Origin of the sequence: Rhodococcus sp. IEGM1339 (assembly GCF_050321925.1) — a bacterium.
Taxonomy (GTDB): Bacteria; Actinomycetota; Actinomycetes; order Mycobacteriales; family Mycobacteriaceae; genus Rhodococcus; species Rhodococcus pyridinivorans.
Window position 1 is genome coordinate 265224 of the sequence record NZ_JBNQFT010000001.1, and the last position, 16613, is coordinate 281836.

The 16613-nt window shown below is 69.5% G+C and carries 17 protein-coding genes; 4 read left to right on the forward strand and 13 right to left on the reverse strand.

What is annotated here, in order from left to right; genetic code table 11:
* Positions 1 to 37 precede the first annotated feature (37 nt).
* Both rpsO and ACQR3U_RS01280 read right to left on the reverse strand, forming a co-directional pair.
* A complete protein-coding gene (gene rpsO / locus ACQR3U_RS01275; protein WP_006551263.1) occupies positions 38 to 307 on the reverse strand; it encodes a 30S ribosomal protein S15 in 270 nt (89 codons plus the stop codon).
* A gap of 723 nt (positions 308 to 1030) precedes the next feature.
* The gene (locus ACQR3U_RS01280) at positions 1031 to 1999 is read right to left on the reverse strand and encodes a bifunctional riboflavin kinase/FAD synthetase (RefSeq protein WP_006551264.1); all 969 of its coding nucleotides are present in this window, start codon (positions 1997 to 1999) and stop codon (positions 1031 to 1033) included.
* Positions 2000 to 2157: 158 nt separating this feature from the next.
* Between ACQR3U_RS01280 and ACQR3U_RS01285 the strand changes: the two genes are divergently transcribed.
* From ACQR3U_RS01285 to ACQR3U_RS01300, 4 genes are read left to right on the forward strand one after another with little or no spacing between them, the layout of a single operon-like run.
* Positions 2158 to 3045, forward strand: a complete 888-nt coding sequence (locus tag ACQR3U_RS01285) for a metal ABC transporter substrate-binding protein (protein ID WP_230809510.1) — start codon at positions 2158 to 2160, stop codon at positions 3043 to 3045.
* Positions 3042 to 3839, forward strand: a complete 798-nt coding sequence (locus ACQR3U_RS01290) for a metal ABC transporter ATP-binding protein (protein WP_230809511.1) — start codon at positions 3042 to 3044, stop codon at positions 3837 to 3839. Before ACQR3U_RS01285 ends, ACQR3U_RS01290 begins: the two co-directional genes overlap by 4 nt.
* Positions 3836 to 4729 carry a metal ABC transporter permease gene (locus ACQR3U_RS01295; RefSeq protein ID WP_006551267.1) on the forward strand — a complete coding sequence of 298 codons (894 nt, stop codon included), beginning with the start codon at positions 3836 to 3838 and terminating at the stop codon, positions 4727 to 4729. The genes ACQR3U_RS01290 and ACQR3U_RS01295 overlap by 4 nt, the downstream gene beginning before the upstream one ends.
* A 20-nt stretch (positions 4730 to 4749) precedes the next feature.
* The gene (locus ACQR3U_RS01300; RefSeq protein WP_006551268.1) at positions 4750 to 5442 is read left to right on the forward strand and encodes a metal-dependent transcriptional regulator; all 693 of its coding nucleotides are present in this window, start codon (positions 4750 to 4752) and stop codon (positions 5440 to 5442) included.
* A 31-nt stretch (positions 5443 to 5473) separates the two neighbouring features.
* On the opposite strand, the gene truB is transcribed toward ACQR3U_RS01300, so the two are convergent.
* The 11 genes from truB to rimP form a co-directional block, all read right to left on the reverse strand.
* A complete protein-coding gene (gene truB / locus ACQR3U_RS01305) occupies positions 5474 to 6397 on the reverse strand; it encodes a tRNA pseudouridine(55) synthase TruB (RefSeq protein ID WP_230809512.1) in 924 nt (307 codons plus the stop codon).
* Positions 6397 to 7059: a 4'-phosphopantetheinyl transferase Npt gene (gene npt / locus ACQR3U_RS01310; protein ID WP_024100661.1), complete on the reverse strand. Its 663-nt coding sequence runs from the start codon at positions 7057 to 7059 to the stop codon at positions 6397 to 6399. The genes truB and npt overlap by 1 nt, the downstream gene beginning before the upstream one ends.
* A gap of 41 nt (positions 7060 to 7100) precedes the next feature.
* Positions 7101 to 8039, reverse strand: coding sequence for a metallophosphoesterase family protein (locus ACQR3U_RS01315; RefSeq protein ID WP_064852538.1), 939 nt, complete (start codon positions 8037 to 8039; stop codon positions 7101 to 7103).
* Between the two features lie 3 nt (positions 8040 to 8042).
* Complete coding sequence (locus ACQR3U_RS01320) at positions 8043 to 9359, reverse strand: MATE family efflux transporter (protein WP_051424905.1); 1317 nt, start codon at positions 9357 to 9359, stop codon at positions 8043 to 8045.
* Between the two features lie 152 nt (positions 9360 to 9511).
* Complete coding sequence (locus ACQR3U_RS01325; protein ID WP_372477509.1) at positions 9512 to 10519, reverse strand: DHH family phosphoesterase; 1008 nt, start codon at positions 10517 to 10519, stop codon at positions 9512 to 9514.
* Between the two features lie 28 nt (positions 10520 to 10547).
* The gene (gene rbfA, locus ACQR3U_RS01330) at positions 10548 to 11006 is read right to left on the reverse strand and encodes a 30S ribosome-binding factor RbfA (RefSeq protein WP_006551274.1); all 459 of its coding nucleotides are present in this window, start codon (positions 11004 to 11006) and stop codon (positions 10548 to 10550) included.
* Positions 11007 to 11059: 53 nt separating this feature from the next.
* Positions 11060 to 11350 (reverse strand): DUF503 domain-containing protein, encoded by a 291-nt coding sequence (locus tag ACQR3U_RS01335; RefSeq protein WP_230809513.1) that lies wholly within the window; start codon positions 11348 to 11350, stop codon positions 11060 to 11062.
* Between the two features lie 124 nt (positions 11351 to 11474).
* Entirely contained in the window at positions 11475 to 14360 is a 2886-nt protein-coding gene (gene infB / locus ACQR3U_RS01340) for a translation initiation factor IF-2 (protein WP_230809514.1), read from the reverse strand.
* 204 nt (positions 14361 to 14564) lie between these two features.
* Entirely contained in the window at positions 14565 to 14873 is a 309-nt protein-coding gene (locus tag ACQR3U_RS01345) for a YlxR family protein (RefSeq protein WP_082937703.1), read from the reverse strand.
* Between the two features lie 44 nt (positions 14874 to 14917).
* Positions 14918 to 15946 carry a transcription termination factor NusA gene (nusA, locus tag ACQR3U_RS01350; protein ID WP_006554228.1) on the reverse strand — a complete coding sequence of 343 codons (1029 nt, stop codon included), beginning with the start codon at positions 15944 to 15946 and terminating at the stop codon, positions 14918 to 14920.
* On the reverse strand, positions 15943 to 16542 hold the full coding sequence (gene rimP, locus ACQR3U_RS01355; RefSeq protein WP_033096519.1) for a ribosome maturation factor RimP: 600 nt from the start codon (positions 16540 to 16542) through the stop codon (positions 15943 to 15945). The genes nusA and rimP overlap by 4 nt, the downstream gene beginning before the upstream one ends.
* Positions 16543 to 16613 lie beyond the last annotated feature (71 nt).

A 16613-nucleotide genomic window follows, 5' to 3' on the forward strand; every position in this document is an offset into this window, starting at 1 on the left:
GATCAGCGAATGCAGATCAGGTCGTGTCCTGTCCGCGTCAGCGACGCAGACCCAGACGCTGGATGAGCGAGCGGTAACGCTCGACGTCGACCTTCTCGACGTACTTCAGCAGGCGGCGACGACGACCGACCAGCAGCAGCAGGCCGCGGCGGGAGTGGTGGTCGTGCTTGTGCTGCTTGAGGTGCTCGGTGAGGTCCACGATGCGCTTGGTGAGCAGTGCCACCTGCGCCTCGGGGGAGCCGGTGTCGGTCTCGTGGAGGCCGTACTCGCCGAGGATCTGCTTCTTCTGTTCGGTGGTCAGAGCCACTGGGTCACTCCTGTACAACTGACGTCCGCGTGACGGTAGACGGACCGGAGTCCGCCCGGTACGGCCACCGCGAACCGCAGCGCGCACCGACGGTCCAGCCTATCAGAGCCGACTTCGGCCGCCGAACCACGATCGGGTTCAGCGCCGGCCGGCACCCGCGCGGCCCACCGCGGCCGACACCTCGGCGAAAACCTGGTCGAGCAACTCGACGTACCGGTCGATGTCGCGGTCGGGACGGAGGTCGTCCCGCGCCGGGGCCAGGACGGTGACCGCCGAGCGCCACGGGCACCGCCGCGTACTCCGAGGGCAGATCCTCCCCGCGCTCGCGGTAGCGCTCCATCGCGAGCGACACCGTCGTCGACGGCGAGGTCGACCTTCACCCAGTAGGGATAGTCCAGTGAGCCCGGCGCGTCGGCGATCCGACGTGCCAGAGCACTGACCAGGTGCATGCGGGAGGCGAAGAACGACAGAATCGACTCGCGGTCCGGGGTGCGCCCCCCGGTCCTCGGAGAAGACGGCGGACAAGACCTTTTTCGTACCGAACTCGCAGTTTCGTTCGTTCGGACGACACCGGACGGTCGACGGACACCCACGTCATTCGAGAGTCGGTGTCACTCGAAGTCGGTGTCACTCGAAGTCGGTGTCACTCGAAGTCGGTGTCACTCGAAGTCGGTGTCACTCGAAGTCGGTGTCACTCGAAGTCGGTGTCACTCGGAGTCGGTGTCACTGGGGAGTCTTCGTGAGAACCTCTCGCGCCCGTTCGGCGTCACGGTGCATCGCGGAGATCAACGCTTCCACGGAATCGAACTTCTCCATGCCCCGCAGCCGCTCGACGAAGTCGACCGCCACGTGCTGGCCGTAGAGATCGGCCTTCTCGTCGAGGACGAACGCCTCCACCGTGCGCTTGCGTCCGGAGAAGGTCGGATTGGTGCCCACCGACACGGCTGCGAGGTAGCGCTGACCAGCTGTGAGTCCCTCGACGGGAGAACCGGAGTCGAGCACCGTGAACCAGGCCGCGTACACGCCGTCGGCGGGGATCGCCGCGTAGATCGGCGGTGCGACGTTGGCGGTCGGGAATCCGAGTCCGCGACCGCGACCGTCGCCGTGCACGACCACGCCTTCGACCCGGTGCGGGCGACCGAGTGCGTCCGCGGCCGCAACGACGTCCCCGGCGTCGACGCACGAACGAATGTAGGTCGACGAGAACGTCACGGCGTGCTCGGCGACCAGCGTGAGCCCCTGCACCGCGAACCCGAAACGCTCACCGATCGAGCGCAGCATGTCGACGGTGCCGGCCGCCTTCTTTCCGAAGGTGAAGTTCTCCCCCACGACCACCTCGGCCACGTGCAGTCGCTCGACGAGGATCTCGTGGGCGTACCGCTCCGGCGAGAGCTTCATGAATTCCGGGGTGAACGGCATGACGCAGAAAACGTCGATACCGAGTTCCTCGGCGAGCTCGGCGCGTCGCGCGAGGGTGGTCAGCTGCGCCGGGTGGCTGCCCGGGCGGACCACTTCCATGGGGTGGGGATCGAAGGTCATGAGCACGGCGGCCACACCGCGTGCCCGCGCGGCCTCGACGGCACGCGCTATGAGCTGCTGATGGCCGCGGTGTACGCCGTCGAACACGCCGATCGTGAGTACACACCGACCCCAGTCCGCAGGAATTTCGTCCAGACCTCGCCATCTCTGCACATCGGCAGCCTACGGCCCGTGAGCGGGTCGGGCACGCCCGGATGGCTCCCGGAGCGCCCCACATGACGGTGACGGCTCGGCGAATGCATAATTTCGGTGTGCCGAACTTTTCGTCGAGAGCCCACAGAACACAGTCCGTATCCTTCCGCGCCGGTCGCATGATCGCCGCCTTCGCGGCCACGGCCTGCGCCGCCGCCCTCGCGGCATGTTCGACCACCGGTTCCGCCGACGATCGGCCCCTGGTCCTGACCACCTTCACCGTCCTCGCCGACATAGCGCGCAACGTCGGCGGCGACCACGTGCGGGTCGAGTCCATCACCAAGCCCGGCGCCGAGGTCCACGGCTACGAGCCCACGCCGGGCGACCTGCGGTTCGCGACCGAGGCCGACCTCGTCCTCGACAACGGACTCGGTCTCGAGCAGTGGTTCGAACAGTTCGTCGCCGATGTCGACGCCGAGCACGTGGTCGTGAGCGAGGGTGTGGACCCACTGCCGATCGGTGAGGGCGCGACGACGGGTCCCTACAACCCCCACGCCTGGATGTCCCCGCTCGCCGCCCGCGTCTACGTCGACAACATCGCCGCGGCACTGGCCGACCTCGCCCCCGAGCACGCGGACGACTTCGCGGCCCGCGCCGAGGCGTACAAGGCCGAACTCGACGGTCTCCACACCGAACTCGTCACCGCCCTCGACAGCGTGCCCGCCGACCGGGGCGCACTCGTCACCTGTGAGGGCGCGTTCAGCTATCTCGCGCGCGACGCCGGGCTGCAGGAGGCCTATCTGTGGCCGGTGAACTCCGACCAGCAGGGCACCCCGCAGCAGATCGCCCGGACCGTCGATTTCGTGCGCACCAACGAGGTTCCGGCGGTGTTCTGCGAATCGACCGTCTCGGACAAGGCGCAACGGCAGGTCGCGGCCGATACCGGAACGGAATTCGGCGGAATCCTCTACGTCGATTCGCTCTCCGAGGCGGACGGTCCCGTCCCCACCTACCTCGATCTGCTCCGACACGACATCGACGTCATCACGACGGGACTGAGGCCATGACTTCGACACTCGACACACCGGCACTGTTCGTCGACGACGTGACGGTGCGCTACGACACCCTCCTGGCCCTGCAGAACGTCACCCTGAAACTCGCACCCGGCCGCGTCTGCGGACTCGTGGGAACCAACGGCTCGGGTAAGTCGACGCTGTTCAAGACGATCATGGGTCTCGTGCGACCCACCTCGGGTCGCGTCACCATCGGCGGGACGACCACCGCCGTGGCGCGTCGCCGCACGCAGGTCGCCTACGTGCCGCAGTCCGAGGCCGTCGACTGGAACTTCCCGATCGGCGTGCGCGACGTCGTCATGACGGGCCGCTACGGCCACCAGGGCTTCCTGCGCCGCCCGCGCCCCGCCGACCACGAGGCCGTCGACGCCGCGCTCGAACGCGTGGGCATGACCGCGTTGTCCGGCCGGCAGATCGGGCAGCTCTCGGGCGGCCAGCGCAAGCGTGTCTTCGTGGCACGGGCGATCGCGCAGGGCTCGCCGCTGCTGCTGCTCGATGAGCCGTTCGCGGGGGTCGACACCACCACCGAGCACGCGCTGACCGTCGTCATCCGCGAACTGGCGGCGAGCGGCCACGCGATCCTCGTCGCCACCCACGATCTTGCAGGTCTGGCGGAACTGTGCGACGAGGCGGTACTGCTGCAGCGGCGCGTGCTGGTGCACGGCTCCCCCGAGGAGGTCCTCCTCCCGGAGAACCTCGCCCGCGCCTTCGGCGCTCCCCCACCTGCGAACGGTGGACGAGCCGAGGACGTCGCACGGGAGACATACGCACAGGAGGCCGGACGATGATCGACGTGCTGATCGAACCCCTGCAGTACGGCTTCATGCAGCGCGCGCTGCTCGTCGCGGTCGCCGCGACGATCGTGTGCGCGCTGCTCAGCTGCTGGCTCGTGCTCATCGGCTGGTCGCTGATGGGCGACGCGGTCTCGCACGCCGTGCTGCCCGGTGTCGTCCTCGCCTATCTGGTGGGGGTGCCGTTCGCGCTCGGAGCCCTCGTCTTCGCCGGCATCGCCGTCGCGTTGATCTGGCTCGTCCGCGGCACGAGCCGCGTCAAGGAGGACGCCACCATCGGCATCGTCTTCACGACACTGTTCGCCCTGGGCGTGGTGCTGATCTCGAAGAACCCGAGCCAGATCGACCTGCACCACGTGCTGTTCGGAAACCTGCTCGGGCTCGCGACGGGCGACGTCTGGCAGGTGTCGATCCTGGCGGCCGTCGTGCTGGCCGTCCTCGTCGCGAAGCGCCGCGATCTGACGCTGTTCGCCTTCGACCGCGTCCAGGCGCACACCCTCGGCCTGTCCCCCGCCGCGCTGTCGGCGTTGCTGTTGTCGCTGCTCGCGGTGACGATCGTCAGCGCGCTGCAGGCGGTCGGCGTGATCCTCGTCGTCGCGATGCTCATCATCCCCGGCGCGACCGCCTATCTGCTCACCGACCGGATGGCCCGGATGCTGGTGATCGCACCGGTACTCGCAGTGATCGCCTCGGTGGTCGGTGTGTACACGAGCTACTACACCGACGCCGCGACCGGCGGCGTGGTGGTGCTCGCCCAGGCCGTGGTCTTCACCCTCGCGTACCTGTTCGCTCCGCGTCAGGGTGTCGTCACCCGGCTCGTGATGCGTCGCCGCGCGCCGGAGGGCGAAAGGACCAGCGAGCCGACGGAGAGCGTGATTCCCGGGTGACGGTTACCTAAGCTGGACGCGTGCCTGAGAGTAACGAGACCACCGCGACCGAGCTGCTGTCCTCGGTCGCACAGGACTATCTCAAGATCATGTGGACGGTCCAGGAGTGGTCCGGGGAGAAGATCTCCACCAAGCTGCTCGCCGAGAAGCTGGGCGTGTCGGCGTCCACGGTGTCCGAAGCGGTACGCCGCCTCGCGGACCAGGGACTCGTCGACCACGAGCGCTACGGCGCGATCTCCCTCACCGACGAGGGCCGGCAGGCCGCCGTGGCGATGGTCCGGCGCCACCGCCTCATCGAGACCTTCCTGGTCCGCGAGCTCGGCTACGGGTGGGACGAAGTGCACGACGAGGCCGAGATCCTCGAGCACGCCGTCTCCGAACGGATGGTCGCAGCGATCGACACCAAACTCGGTCATCCCGAACGCGACCCGCACGGCGACCCGATCCCGGCGCCCGACGGCACGATCCCGTCACCACCCGCCCGCGCCCTGAGCGAGTTCAACGACGGCGACCACGGCCGCGTGGCCCGCATCTCCGACTCCGACCCCGCGATGCTGCGCTACTTCGACGAGGTCGGGATCGCCCTCGACACCGACATCACCGTGCTCGAACGTCGCGACTTCGCCGGAACCATCTCGGTCCGGTTGGGCCGGACCGAGGGCCGCACGATCGATCTCGGTCACCCGGCGGCGGAAGCGATCTGGCTCGTCTGAGCCGGCTGCGATCCGGACCGTCCGAGCCCGCTCACATGTTGGAGGGGCGCACCACGAACACCGCCGCAGCCCGCTTGCACTTCTCCTGCAGCAGCGCCGCGGCCCGACCCTGCGCATCCACGGCGCCGTAGACGCCGTGGATCCCGACGGGCTCGAGCCAGCGGCCGTTCGCGAGCAGCCCCACCTCCTCGTCGCTGATGGTGCGGCACTCGAAGGCCGTGCGCACGGCCGCGTCGATGTCGAGGCTCGGCGTCGGGTCGTCGGCGAGCTGTTCGAGCGTGCGGGCATGTTCGAGGCCGAACGGGCCGACCTTCGTGCGACGCAGCGCCGTGAGATGACCGCCCACTCCGAGGGCCGCGCCGAGATCGCGTGCGAGCGCCCGAATGTAGGTGCCGGACGAGCAGTCCACGTCGACGTCGACGTCCACGAAGCCGCTCCCGGGCACATCGCGGCGGGCGAGGACGTCGAACCGCGAGACCGTGACCGGCCGGGCCTTCAACTCGACCGCCTCCCCCTCGCGCATGCGGGCGTAGGCGCGCTTGCCGTCGATCTTGATGGCGCTGACGCTGGCGGGCACCTGCTGGATGTCGCCTGTCAGCGCGGCCACGCCCTCGCCGATCTGCTCGTCGGTCACGTGCGTCGCATCGGTGGTCGCGACGGTCTCGCCTTCCGCGTCGTCCGTGACGGTGCTCTGCCCGAGACGGATCGTCGCGGTGTACGACTTGGTCGTCAGTGCGAGCAGCCCGAGCAGCTTGGTGGCGCGCTCGACGCCGAGGACGAGCACGCCCGTCGCCATGGGGTCGAGAGTGCCCGCGTGCCCGACCTTGCGGGTGCCGAGCAGTCGGCGGCAGCGCGCCACCACGTCGTGGCTCGTCATGCCGGCGGGCTTGTCGACGACGAGCAGGCCTGCGCGGGCGAGTGCCGGATGTTCCTGCGGGGGTGCGGCGTCGTTCATCAGCGCACCGTGATCGCGGTGAGGACGAGACCGTCGGCGATGAGCCACCGTCCGTCGAAGCCCGTCAGCGGCTGCCCGTCGAGGGTGTCGCCGGGGACGAGCAGTCGCGAGTGGAAGGTGCCGGTGACCACGTCCGAGGTGGTGTCGCGCTCGAAGGTGATGTGGGCGTCCTCGAAGCCCAGCCACCTCTTCGTCAGCGGGAACCACGCCTTGTAGGTGGCCTCCTTGGCGCAGAACAGCAGACGGTCCCAGTGCAGGTCGTCGCCGGCCGAGGCGAGCCACTCGCGTTCGGGTTCGAGGCTCACCGCGGGCAGCACCCCGTCGGGGAGCACGTCGTGCGGTTCGGCGTCGATGCCGAGCGATCGGATCTGCAGCGAATAGCCCAGCACGGCACCGCGATAGCCGTCGCAGTGGGTGAGGCTGCCGACGACGCCGCGAGGCCAGACGGGATCGCCCATCTCTCCGCGCAGTACCGGCGCGGGGTCGACGCCGAGGGTGCGCATGGCCTGGCGGGCGCAATGACGGGCACCGGCGAACTCGCGGCGCCGCTTCTCCACGGCCCGCGCCACGAGCGGCTCCTCCTGGGGATGCGGCCGCAGTCCCGGTGGGTCCTCGAACAACTCGGCTGCAGCGATGCCGTCCGGCACGATGCGCCCGATCAGCGCGCCGCGCGTGTCCGTCTTCTGCCCGGTGTCCGGTTCGGTCACCGCAACTCCTTCTCTCGTTGAGCCCGCATCTTCTCGGCCTCGGCTTCCATCTCGGGGGTCACGGTGAAATGACCGCCCCACTTGTTCAGGCTGCCCGGCGGATACTCCGGGACGGGGAGGATCTGCCGCAGGGGCTGCTCCGGCATGCCGCGTCGCTGCCATTCGCGCGGGTAGCCGACCGAGACCTCCTCGAAGCGCACCCCGTCGTAGTAGGTGGTCCGCGGGATATGCAGGTGGCCGTACACGCTGCACAGCGCCCGGTAGCGCAGGTGCCAGTCGGCCGTCTCGGTGGTACCGCACCACAGGGCGAACTCGGGGTAGAACAGCATCCGCGTGGGTTCGCGCACCAGCGGGAAGTGGTTGATCAGCACGGTGGGCAGGGCGGGGTCGAGCGAGTCGAGACGGGCGCGGGTCTGATCCACGCGTACCCGGCACCAGGTGTCGCGCGTGATGTACGGATCCGGCTTCAGCAGGAACTCGTCGGTCGCGACGACGTTGCGTTCGCGCGCGAGCGCGAGCCCGTCCGCCTTCGTCGTGGTGCCCTCCGGCAGGAACGAGTAGTCGTAGAGCAGGAACATCGGCACGAGCACCACCGGCCCGTCCTCGCCCTCCCAGATCGGATACGGATCCTCGGGGGTGAGCACGTCGAGTTCGCGGCACATCGTGACGAGATAGTCGTAGCGCGCGACCCCGAACATCTGCACGGGGTCCTTGGCGGTCGTCCACAGTTCGTGGTTGCCGGGCACCCAGATCACCTTCGCGAACCGGCTGCGGAGCAGCGACAGCGCCCACCGGATGTCGTCGGTCTTCTCCGACACGTCGCCCGCGACGATCAACCAGTCGTCGGGCGACTCCGGATACAGGTCCTCGGTGACCGGCCGGTTGCCCCGATGGCCCACATGGATGTCGCTGATCGCCCACAGCTTCGCTGCCACGCACTAACCTCCCGACTCGTCCTGGATGCGCACCTGCCGGTCCGCGCCCGTCACCGCCCATCGTCCCGAGAGCGTGCGCCACACGACGGCGATCATCCGGAACACGATGAACACCGTAAGCCCCGTCCAGATACCCGCCAGACCCCAGTCGTACGCGAGCGACAACCAGATCAACGGCAGGAAGCCGAACAGCGCCGAGGCCAGCGTCGCGGTGCGCAGGAAGGCGGCGTCCCCCGCACCGAGGAGAACACCGTCGAGTGCGAAGACGATTCCCGCGAGCGGCATGATCGCGACGAAGAACCACCACGCGACGCCGATCTGGTCGAGCACCTCGGTATCGGTGGTGAACAGATCAGGAATCACATCCTTCCCCGCCACGAAGACCACCGCGAGGACGACGGCGAAGACCACCGACCACGCCGACAACCGCCACGCCAGGCGAGTCGCGCCCCGGCGGTCGGCCGCACCGAGCGCGGCGCCGACGAGGGCCTGCGCAGCGATCGCCAGCGAGTCCAGGGTGAGGGTCACGAAGGTCCACAGTTGCAGCACGACCTGATGACCGGCCACCGCGGCCGCACCGAAACGCGACGCCACCGCCGCCGCGGACAGGAAGCAGGCCTGGAATGCGAGGCTGCGCGCGATCAGGTCACGTCCGAGCCGCAACTGTGCCCCGATCACGGCGGGTCGCGGTCGCAGCGGAACCCCGGACCGCAGCAGCGCCACGACGAACAGGACGGCCGTCACGGACTGCCCGATCACGTTGGCGATGGCCGAACCGACGAGTTCCCACCGGGGAGCGCCCAGCAGTCCGTGGACCAGTACCGGGCACAGCACCGCCGACAGGGCGAGGCCGGCGATGACGAATCGCAGCGGCCGCATCGTGTCCTGGACGCCGCGCATCCAACCGTTCCCGGCCAGGCCGACGAGGATCGGGGGAGCCCCGAACAGCGCGACGCGCAGCCACGAGACGGCGGCGTCGGCGATCTCGGCATCGCCGGCGAGCAGCCGCGCGACGGGGCCGGCCAGCGCCTGGCCGACGAGCAGGATCGCAAGTCCGACGATCATCGCGAGCCAGGTCGCCTGCACGCCCTCGCCGACAGCGTCGTCGTGCCGGTCCGCACCGTGGAAACGCGCCGCGCGCGCGGTGGTGCCGTACGACAGGAAGGTGAGCTGGGTGCTCACCTGCGCGAGGATCAACCCGCCGATCGCGAGACCGGCCAGGGGCAGCGCCCCCAGCCGGCCGACGACGGCGATGTCGAACAGCAGGTAGAGCGGTTCGGCCGCGAGCACCCCGAGGGCGGGAAGGACGAGCCCGAGGATCCGCCGTCCGGTGACGTCGGAAGCGTGTGAGCCGCCGGGCGTCTCAGAGGCGCGTGAGCCGCCGGGCGTCTCAGAGGCGCGTGAGCCGCCGGGCGTCTCAGAGGCGCGTGAGCCGCCGGGCGTCTCGGAGGCGGGCGACCCGCCGGACGCAGTCAACCGAGCACGCCGCGCAGGGCGGCGACGATCCGATCGGTGTCGCCGTGGGCGGTGTACCCCGCCGCCAGGCGGTGTCCTCCGCCGCCGAGTGCGGTGGCGACGGCGGACACGTCCACCGAGGTCTTCGCGCGCAGCGAGACGGTCCACTCCTCGGGAGCGACCTCCTTGAACACCGCGGCGACCTCGGCCTCGGCGGTGGTGCGCACGATGTCGATGACGCTCTCGATCTCCTCCGGACCGAGATGCGCGGAGTCGGCGCGCCGGACGAAGGCGTAGACCAGTCCCCTGCCCTGAGCAGCGTCGCGTTCGAGTGTGGCGGTGGCCAGCACCGACGACAGCATCGGCAACCACCCGAAGGGATGGGTGTCGAGCAGGGCCCGCGTGATCGACGTGCCGTCGATACCGGTGGCGAGCAGGCGCTCGGCAAGTCCGTGGGCCTGCGGGCGACCCCAGCGGAACGATCCGGTGTCGGTCACCAGTCCCGCGTACAGGCAGTGCGCGAGTGCGGCGTCGATCTCGACACCCCACACGTCGAAGAGGTCGGCGAGCACCATCGCGGTGGCCTCGGACTCCGGGTCGACGAGGTTGTGGGTGCCGAACCGCGTGTTGGACAGGTGGTGGTCGATCACCAGGACGTTCGGAGCGGTCTTCAGACGGTCGCGCAGGACACCGAGACGGCCCGCGGTACCGCAGTCGACGGTCACCACGAGATCGGCCTCACGGCGTACCTCCGCGACCGGCGTGACCAGGTGTGCGCCCGGCAGCGACCGCATCGAGTCCGGCATGTTCGCGGGCGAACCGAACGCGACCTGCACGGTGACACCGCGTCGCTCGAGCGCCAGCCCGAGGGCCAGCCCGCTGCCGAGGGTGTCGGCGTCGGGGTTGATGTGGCACAGCACCGTCACGGTGGCCGCCGCGTCGAGCAGTGCGGCGGCACCGTGCAGGTCGACGGATCCTGCCGGGCCGGACGGGACGCCGGCATCGTCCCGGTGCGACGGGACCACCGGAGGAGTCGGGTCGGGCACCGGTGCGTTATTCGTCGTCGTCACCGGCGTCGCGCTCACGGGATTCCTTGTAGGGATCGGCATCGCCGGCCGGAACGGCGCCCTCACGGGCGCGTGCGACCTCGTCGTCGGCCGCGCGAGCGCGCGCGAGGAGTTCCTCCATGTGCCGTGCCGTGTCGGGCACGGTGTCGGTGACGAACGTCAGCGTCGGGGTGAACCGCACACCGGTGCCGGCGCCGACCTTCGAGCGGAGCACGCCCTTGGCCTTCTCGAGGCCGGCAGCAGCCGCCTCGTGATCGGGTTCGGTGTTCAGATCCGCGCCCCGGACCGTGTAGTAGACGGTGGCGTCGTGCAGATCCGCGGTGACCTTCGCGTCGGTGATCGTCACGAACTCGAGGCGCGGATCCTTGATCTCGAGGTCGATGGCGGTGGCCACGATGGTGGCAATGCGCTTCGCGAGTCGGCGAGCCCGTGCTGGATCGGCCATGTCGTTCGTTCCCTTCTGTAGCCGCCGGCAGGCGGCCTGTCGTGCGGCCGGGATCAGTCATCGGGCCCGTACAGCCTGCGTCTGACCGACAGCAGGTCGAGTTCGGGCCGCTGGGCGACCAGCCGCTCACACTTGTCCAGTATCTCTCCGACGTGCGCGAGGTCGGGGGCGACGACCGCCACACCCACCTGCGCCCGGCGGTACAGATCGTGTTCCCCGGTTTCGGCGGCGGACACCCCGAGCCGGCGCAGTTCTGCGACCACCGGACGGATCGCCGATCTCTTCTGCTTGAGCGAATGCACGTCGCCGAGCAGCAGGTCGAGTTCGAGCGCTCCCAGATACATTCGCTTCTCTCCTCGAGGACACTCCGGTCGGCCGTCCGGTCGGCTCCGTGCCGGCCGGGTCGGGCGTCCCGACACACCCGTGGCGGCGAACGACGAATCGTTCACCGCCACGGGTGCGGGTGGATCAGTCGCGCGGCTTCTCGCGCAACTCGTACGCCTCGATCACGTCGCCGACCTTGATGTCGGAGTAGGTGATCGTCAAACCGCACTCGAAGCCCTCGCGGACCTCGGTGACGTCGTCCTTCTCGCGGCGCAGCGACGAGATGGTGACCGTCTCGGCCACGACGTTGCTGTCGCGGATGAGGCGGGCCTTCGCGTTGCGCTTGACGATGCCGGACTGCACGAGGCAACCCGCGATGTTGCCGACCTTCGACGACTTGAAGATCGCGCGGATCTCGGCGCGGCCGAGCTCGACCTCCTCGTAGATGGGCTTGAGCATGCCCTTGAGGGCCTTCTCCACCTCGTCGATCGCCTGGTAGATGACCGAGTAGTAGCGGATGTCGACACCCTCGCGGTTCGCGAGCTCGGTGGCCTTGCCCTCGGCGCGGACGTTGAAGCCGATGATCACGGCGTTCGACGCGGCAGCGAGGTTGACGTTGGTCTCGGTGACGCCACCGACACCGCGGTCGATGACCCGCAGGCGCACCTCGTCGTCGATCTCGATACCCATGAGCGCCTCTTCGAGGGCCTCGACGGTACCCGAGTTGTCGCCCTTGAGGATGAGGTTGAGCTCGTTGTGCTCCTTGAGCGCGGCATCGAGATCCTCGAGGCTGATGCGCTTGCGGCTACGTGCTGCGAGCGCGTTGCGCTTGCGGGCATTACGCCGGTCGGCGATCTGACGCGCGATGCGGTCCTCTTCGACGACGACGAGGTTGTCCCCGGCGCCGGGCACCGACGTGAAGCCGACGACCTGGACCGGACGCGAAGGCAGTGCCTCGAGCACGTCCTCGCCGTGCTCGTCGACCATGCGGCGCACGCGGCCGTAGGCGTCGCCGGCGACGATCGAGTCGCCGACCCGCAGAGTGCCGCGCTGGATGAGCACCGTGGCCACCGGACCGCGACCGCGGTCGAGGTGCGCCTCGATGGCGACGCCCTGCGCCTCCATGTCCGGGTTGGCCCGCAGATCGAGCGCTGCGTCGGCGGTGAGCAGCACCGCTTCGAGCAGCTGGTCGATGTTGAGGTTCTGCTTCGCGGAGATGTCGACGAACATGGTGTCGCCGCCGTACTCCTCCGCCACCAGCCCGTACTCGGTGAGCTGCTGACGGATCTTCTGAGGGTTCGCACCCTCCTTGTCGATCTTGTTCACCGCGACCACGATCGGGACATCGGCGGCCTGTGCGTGGTTGATCGCCTCCACCGTCTGCGGCATGACGCCGTCGTCGGCTGCGACCACGAGAATCGCGATGTCCGTCGCCTTCGCGCCGCGGGCACGCATCGCGGTGAACGCCTCGTGACCCGGGGTGTCGATGAAGGTGATCAGGCGATCTTCACCGTTGAGGTGCGTCATCACCTGGTAGGCACCGATGTGCTGGGTGATGCCACCGGCCTCACCCTCGCCGACGTTCTCCTTCCGGATCGTGTCGAGCAGGCGGGTCTTGCCGTGGTCGACGTGACCCATGACGGTGACCACCGGCGGACGCTGCTGGAGGTCTTCCTCGCCGCCCTCGTCCTCGCCGTACTGGATGTCGAACGACTCGAGCAGCTCGCGGTCCTCATCCTCGGGCGAGACGACCTGCACGACGTAGTTCATCTCCGAGCCGAGCAGCTCGAGGATGTCGTCGTTCACCGACTGAGTGGCCGTGACCATCTCACCGAGGTTGAACAGCGCCTGCACCAGGGCCGACGGGTTCGCGTCGATCTTCTCGGCGAAGTCGGACAGCGATGCGCCGCGAGCGAGACGGATGGTCTCGCCGTTGCCACGCGGCAACCGCACGCCGCCGACCGACGGCGCCTGCATCGAATCGTATTCCTGCCGCTTCTGCCGCTTCGACTTACGACCACGACGCGGAGCGCCACCGGGACGACCGAACGCGCCGGCTGCACCGCCGCGACCGCGTCCACCGCCACCGCCACCGCCACCGGGGCGACCGCGGAAACCACCGGGAGCACCTGCACCTGCAGGTGCGCCGCCACCGGCGCCGCCACCGCGGTAGCCGCCGCCGCCACCACCGGGACGTCCACCGGGAGCTCCGCCCGGACGACCCGGACGACCGGATGCGGCCGGACGCGCAGCACGCTGCGGCATCGCACCCGGGTTGGGACGCGGGGGCATCGAACCCGGGGACGGACGGGGACCGCCCTGTCCGGGCGCGGGGCGGGGACCGCCCTGTCCGGGAGCCGGACGCGGACCGGCCTGGCCGGGTCCGGGACGCGGGCCACCGGGGCCTGCTGCGGGACGTCCCTGTCCGGGCGTGGGGCGGGGGCCGCCCTGTCCCGGGGTAGGACGCGGTCCGCCCGGGCCGGGGCGCGGGGCACCCGGACGCGGAGCGGGACGCTCGGCCGGAGCCGAGGAGTACGGGTTGTTACCGACGCGCGGGGTCTTCGGACCCGGACGCGGACCGGCCGGCTTGGGGCCGGGCTTGGCCGCGGGAGCCTGCGGCGTCGCGCTGGGAGCCTGAGCAGCCGGGGACTGCGGTGCCGCCTGGGCAGCGGGGGCCTGCGGCGCGGGAGCCGCGGGCTCCTCCGGTGCCGGAGCGGGCTTGGGAGCAGCCGGCTTCGGTGCGCCGGGCTTCGGACGCGCGGTCTCGGCCGCGGGGGCCGGGCTCGCAGGGGTGGGCCGGGGACCCGGCCGGGGGGCACCGGGCTTCGGTGCGGGGTTGGGTGCAGCCTTCGCGGCTGCATCGCCTTCGGTCTTACCGAACGATTCGCGCAGTCGACGCGCGACCGGCGGTTCGACGGTCGACGACGCGGACTTGACGAACTCGCCCTGTTCCTTCAGGCGTGCGAGTAGTTCCTTGCTGGTGACACCGAGTTCTTTCGCCAACTCGTGCACGCGGGCCTTGCCTGCCACTGCTCTCCTCACTGATGAGGTCGAGCGGCCGACTGCCCGCACGACCTCGGGTTATCTCCGATGGACGTTCATCGCTGGTGCTTCACGGTGTGCTCATGAGTGTTCGTGCCTGTTCTTCTCAGAGTGCGATGTCACTGTTGGTGTTCCTCGTCGTCGTTCCCACGATCGTCGTACCCGGCCGAGGCCGACTCGATGCGTCCGTGATCACTGTGCCGTGGACCCGACCAGCTGATCCAGCGCTGTGGTGTCCGGATACCCGGTCACGCGCAGTGCCCTGCCGAATGCTCGACGCCGAACCGCCAGGCCCAGACATTCCGGGTTGGGATGCAACCAAGCACCTCGCCCGGGAAGCCTGCGTCGGGGATCGGGAATCACGGCGAAACCTGACGGTTCCTTCTCGCGCGCCACCATCCGGAGCAGTTCGGCAGTCAGCGTTCGCTGCCGACATCCGACACAGGTCCGCACCGTAGTGGCGCGTTCCCCGCCGGTCGAGGACAGGTCATGCTGAACCATCGACCACTGTACCGCTGATTTGCCCGGAATCCCGCATCCCACTCCTACGCGCCTGTCGAGCCGCCGCGCGAATCGTCGTTCCCGGCCGGTGCCGCGTCGCTGCGGATGTCGATCCGCCAGCCGGTCAGCCGGGCCGCGAGCCGGGCGTTCTGCCCTTCCTTGCCGATCGCGAGGGACAACTGGAAGTCGGGAACGACCACCCGGGCGGCGCGCGCGTCGGGGTCGACGACCGTGACCGACACCACCTTCGACGGCGACAGTGCGTTGCCCACGAACTTCGCGGGGTCCTCGTCGTAGTCGATGATGTCGATCTTCTCCTCGCCGAGTTCGCGCATCACGTTGCGCACCCGCTGCCCCATCGGGCCGATGCACGCACCCTTGGCGTTGAGGCCGGGGACGGTCGAGTGCACGGCGATCTTCGAGCGGTGCCCGGCCTCGCGAGCGACGGCGACGATCTCCACCGACTCGTCGGCGATCTCCGGGACCTCGAGGGCGAACAACTTGCGCACCAGATTGGGATGTGTCCGCGACAGGGTGATCTGCGGGCCGCGCTGTCCGCGGGAGACGCCCACGACGTAGCACTTGATGCGGTCGCCGTGCTCGTAGGACTCCCCCGGCACCTGCTCGGCCGGCGGGATCAGTCCCTCGGCGTTGTTCGTCTCGCCGCCGATCTTCACGACGACCATGCCGCGGGCGTTGGCACGCGAGTCGCGCTGCACGACGCCGCTGACGATCTCACCCTCGTGGGTCGCGAACTCACCGAAGCGCTGTTCGTGCTCGGCGTCGCGGATGCGCTGCATGATGACCTGACGCGCGGTGGTCGCCGCGATCCGGCCGAAGTCCTCGGGAGTGTCGTCCCACTCGGCGATCAGGTTGCCGTCGGCGTCGCGCTCCTCGGCGAGGACCTGGATGGCGCCGGTCTTCGTGTCGACCACGACCCGCGCGTGCGGCTGGTGTCCGTCGACGTGCCTGTACGCCGTGAGCAGGGCCGTCTCGAGCGTCGCGATCAGCTCGTCGAACGGGATGTTCTTCTCCGCCTCGAGCATGCGCAGGGCGGCGATCTCGATATTCACTTGTCCACCTTCGTTTCGTTCGTCTCGTCGTGGTCGTCGCTGCCCGTCTCGTCCTCGGGCCCTTCGGCCAGCTCCCCGGCCGCGACCCGGCCGTCCGGAACCCCGCCCGCGAGCTCGAGTTCCCTCGGTGGCGGCGGGGAGAACTCCACCTCCACCACCGCTCTGCGCACCGCCGAGAGCGGGACCGAACGCACGACCGGCCCGGACCGATCGGGCAGGACGAGCCTGATCTCGTCGCCGACGAGCTCGCCGATGCGTGCGACGAGGGTCTCGTCGGCCAGTTCCACCTTCGTCTTGCGACCCTGAGCGCGCCGCCAGTGGCGGGGCTCGGTCAGGGGCCGGCCGATCCCGGGGCTGGTGACCTCCAGGACGTAGGGCGACTCGCCGAAGTCCGAGACTCCGTCGAAGGCCTCGGAGACGATCCTGCTCAGGCGGGCCGCCTCGTCGAGACCGAGACCTGCGTCGCTGTCGACGAGGAGGCGCACCGTACTGTGCTTTCCGGCGGCCGTGACCACCACGTCCTCGAGGTCGTATCCCTCTCTGGCGAGCAGATCGGAGACGAGCTCGACGATCCTCTCCGGGGGCGGCACAGGCATGGCGGGCGGGCTCCTCGTTCAGTTGTGGTCGCAGCGGACAGCGGGCCGGAACGGATGCGTACCGGCAGACA

Bases quoted from the DNA above. Each gene is read 5' to 3' on its own strand.
- ACQR3U_RS01295 (WP_006551267.1), top strand. From the start codon at position 3,836: ATGATCGACGTGCTGATCGAACCCCTGCAGTACGGCTTCATGCAGCGC.
- ACQR3U_RS01345 (WP_082937703.1), bottom strand. From the start codon at position 14,873: ATGGTTCAGCATGACCTGTCCTCGACCGGCGGGGAACGCGCCACTACG.
- rimP (WP_033096519.1), bottom strand. From the start codon at position 16,542: ATGCCTGTGCCGCCCCCGGAGAGGATCGTCGAGCTCGTCTCCGATCTG.
- truB (WP_230809512.1), bottom strand. From the start codon at position 6,397: ATGAACGACGCCGCACCCCCGCAGGAACATCCGGCACTCGCCCGCGCA.
- rbfA (WP_006551274.1), bottom strand. From the start codon at position 11,006: ATGGCCGATCCAGCACGGGCTCGCCGACTCGCGAAGCGCATTGCCACC.
- ACQR3U_RS01290 (WP_230809511.1), top strand. From the start codon at position 3,042: ATGACTTCGACACTCGACACACCGGCACTGTTCGTCGACGACGTGACG.
- ACQR3U_RS01335 (WP_230809513.1), bottom strand. From the start codon at position 11,350: ATGTATCTGGGAGCGCTCGAACTCGACCTGCTGCTCGGCGACGTGCAT.
- ACQR3U_RS01285 (WP_230809510.1), top strand. From the start codon at position 2,158: ATGATCGCCGCCTTCGCGGCCACGGCCTGCGCCGCCGCCCTCGCGGCA.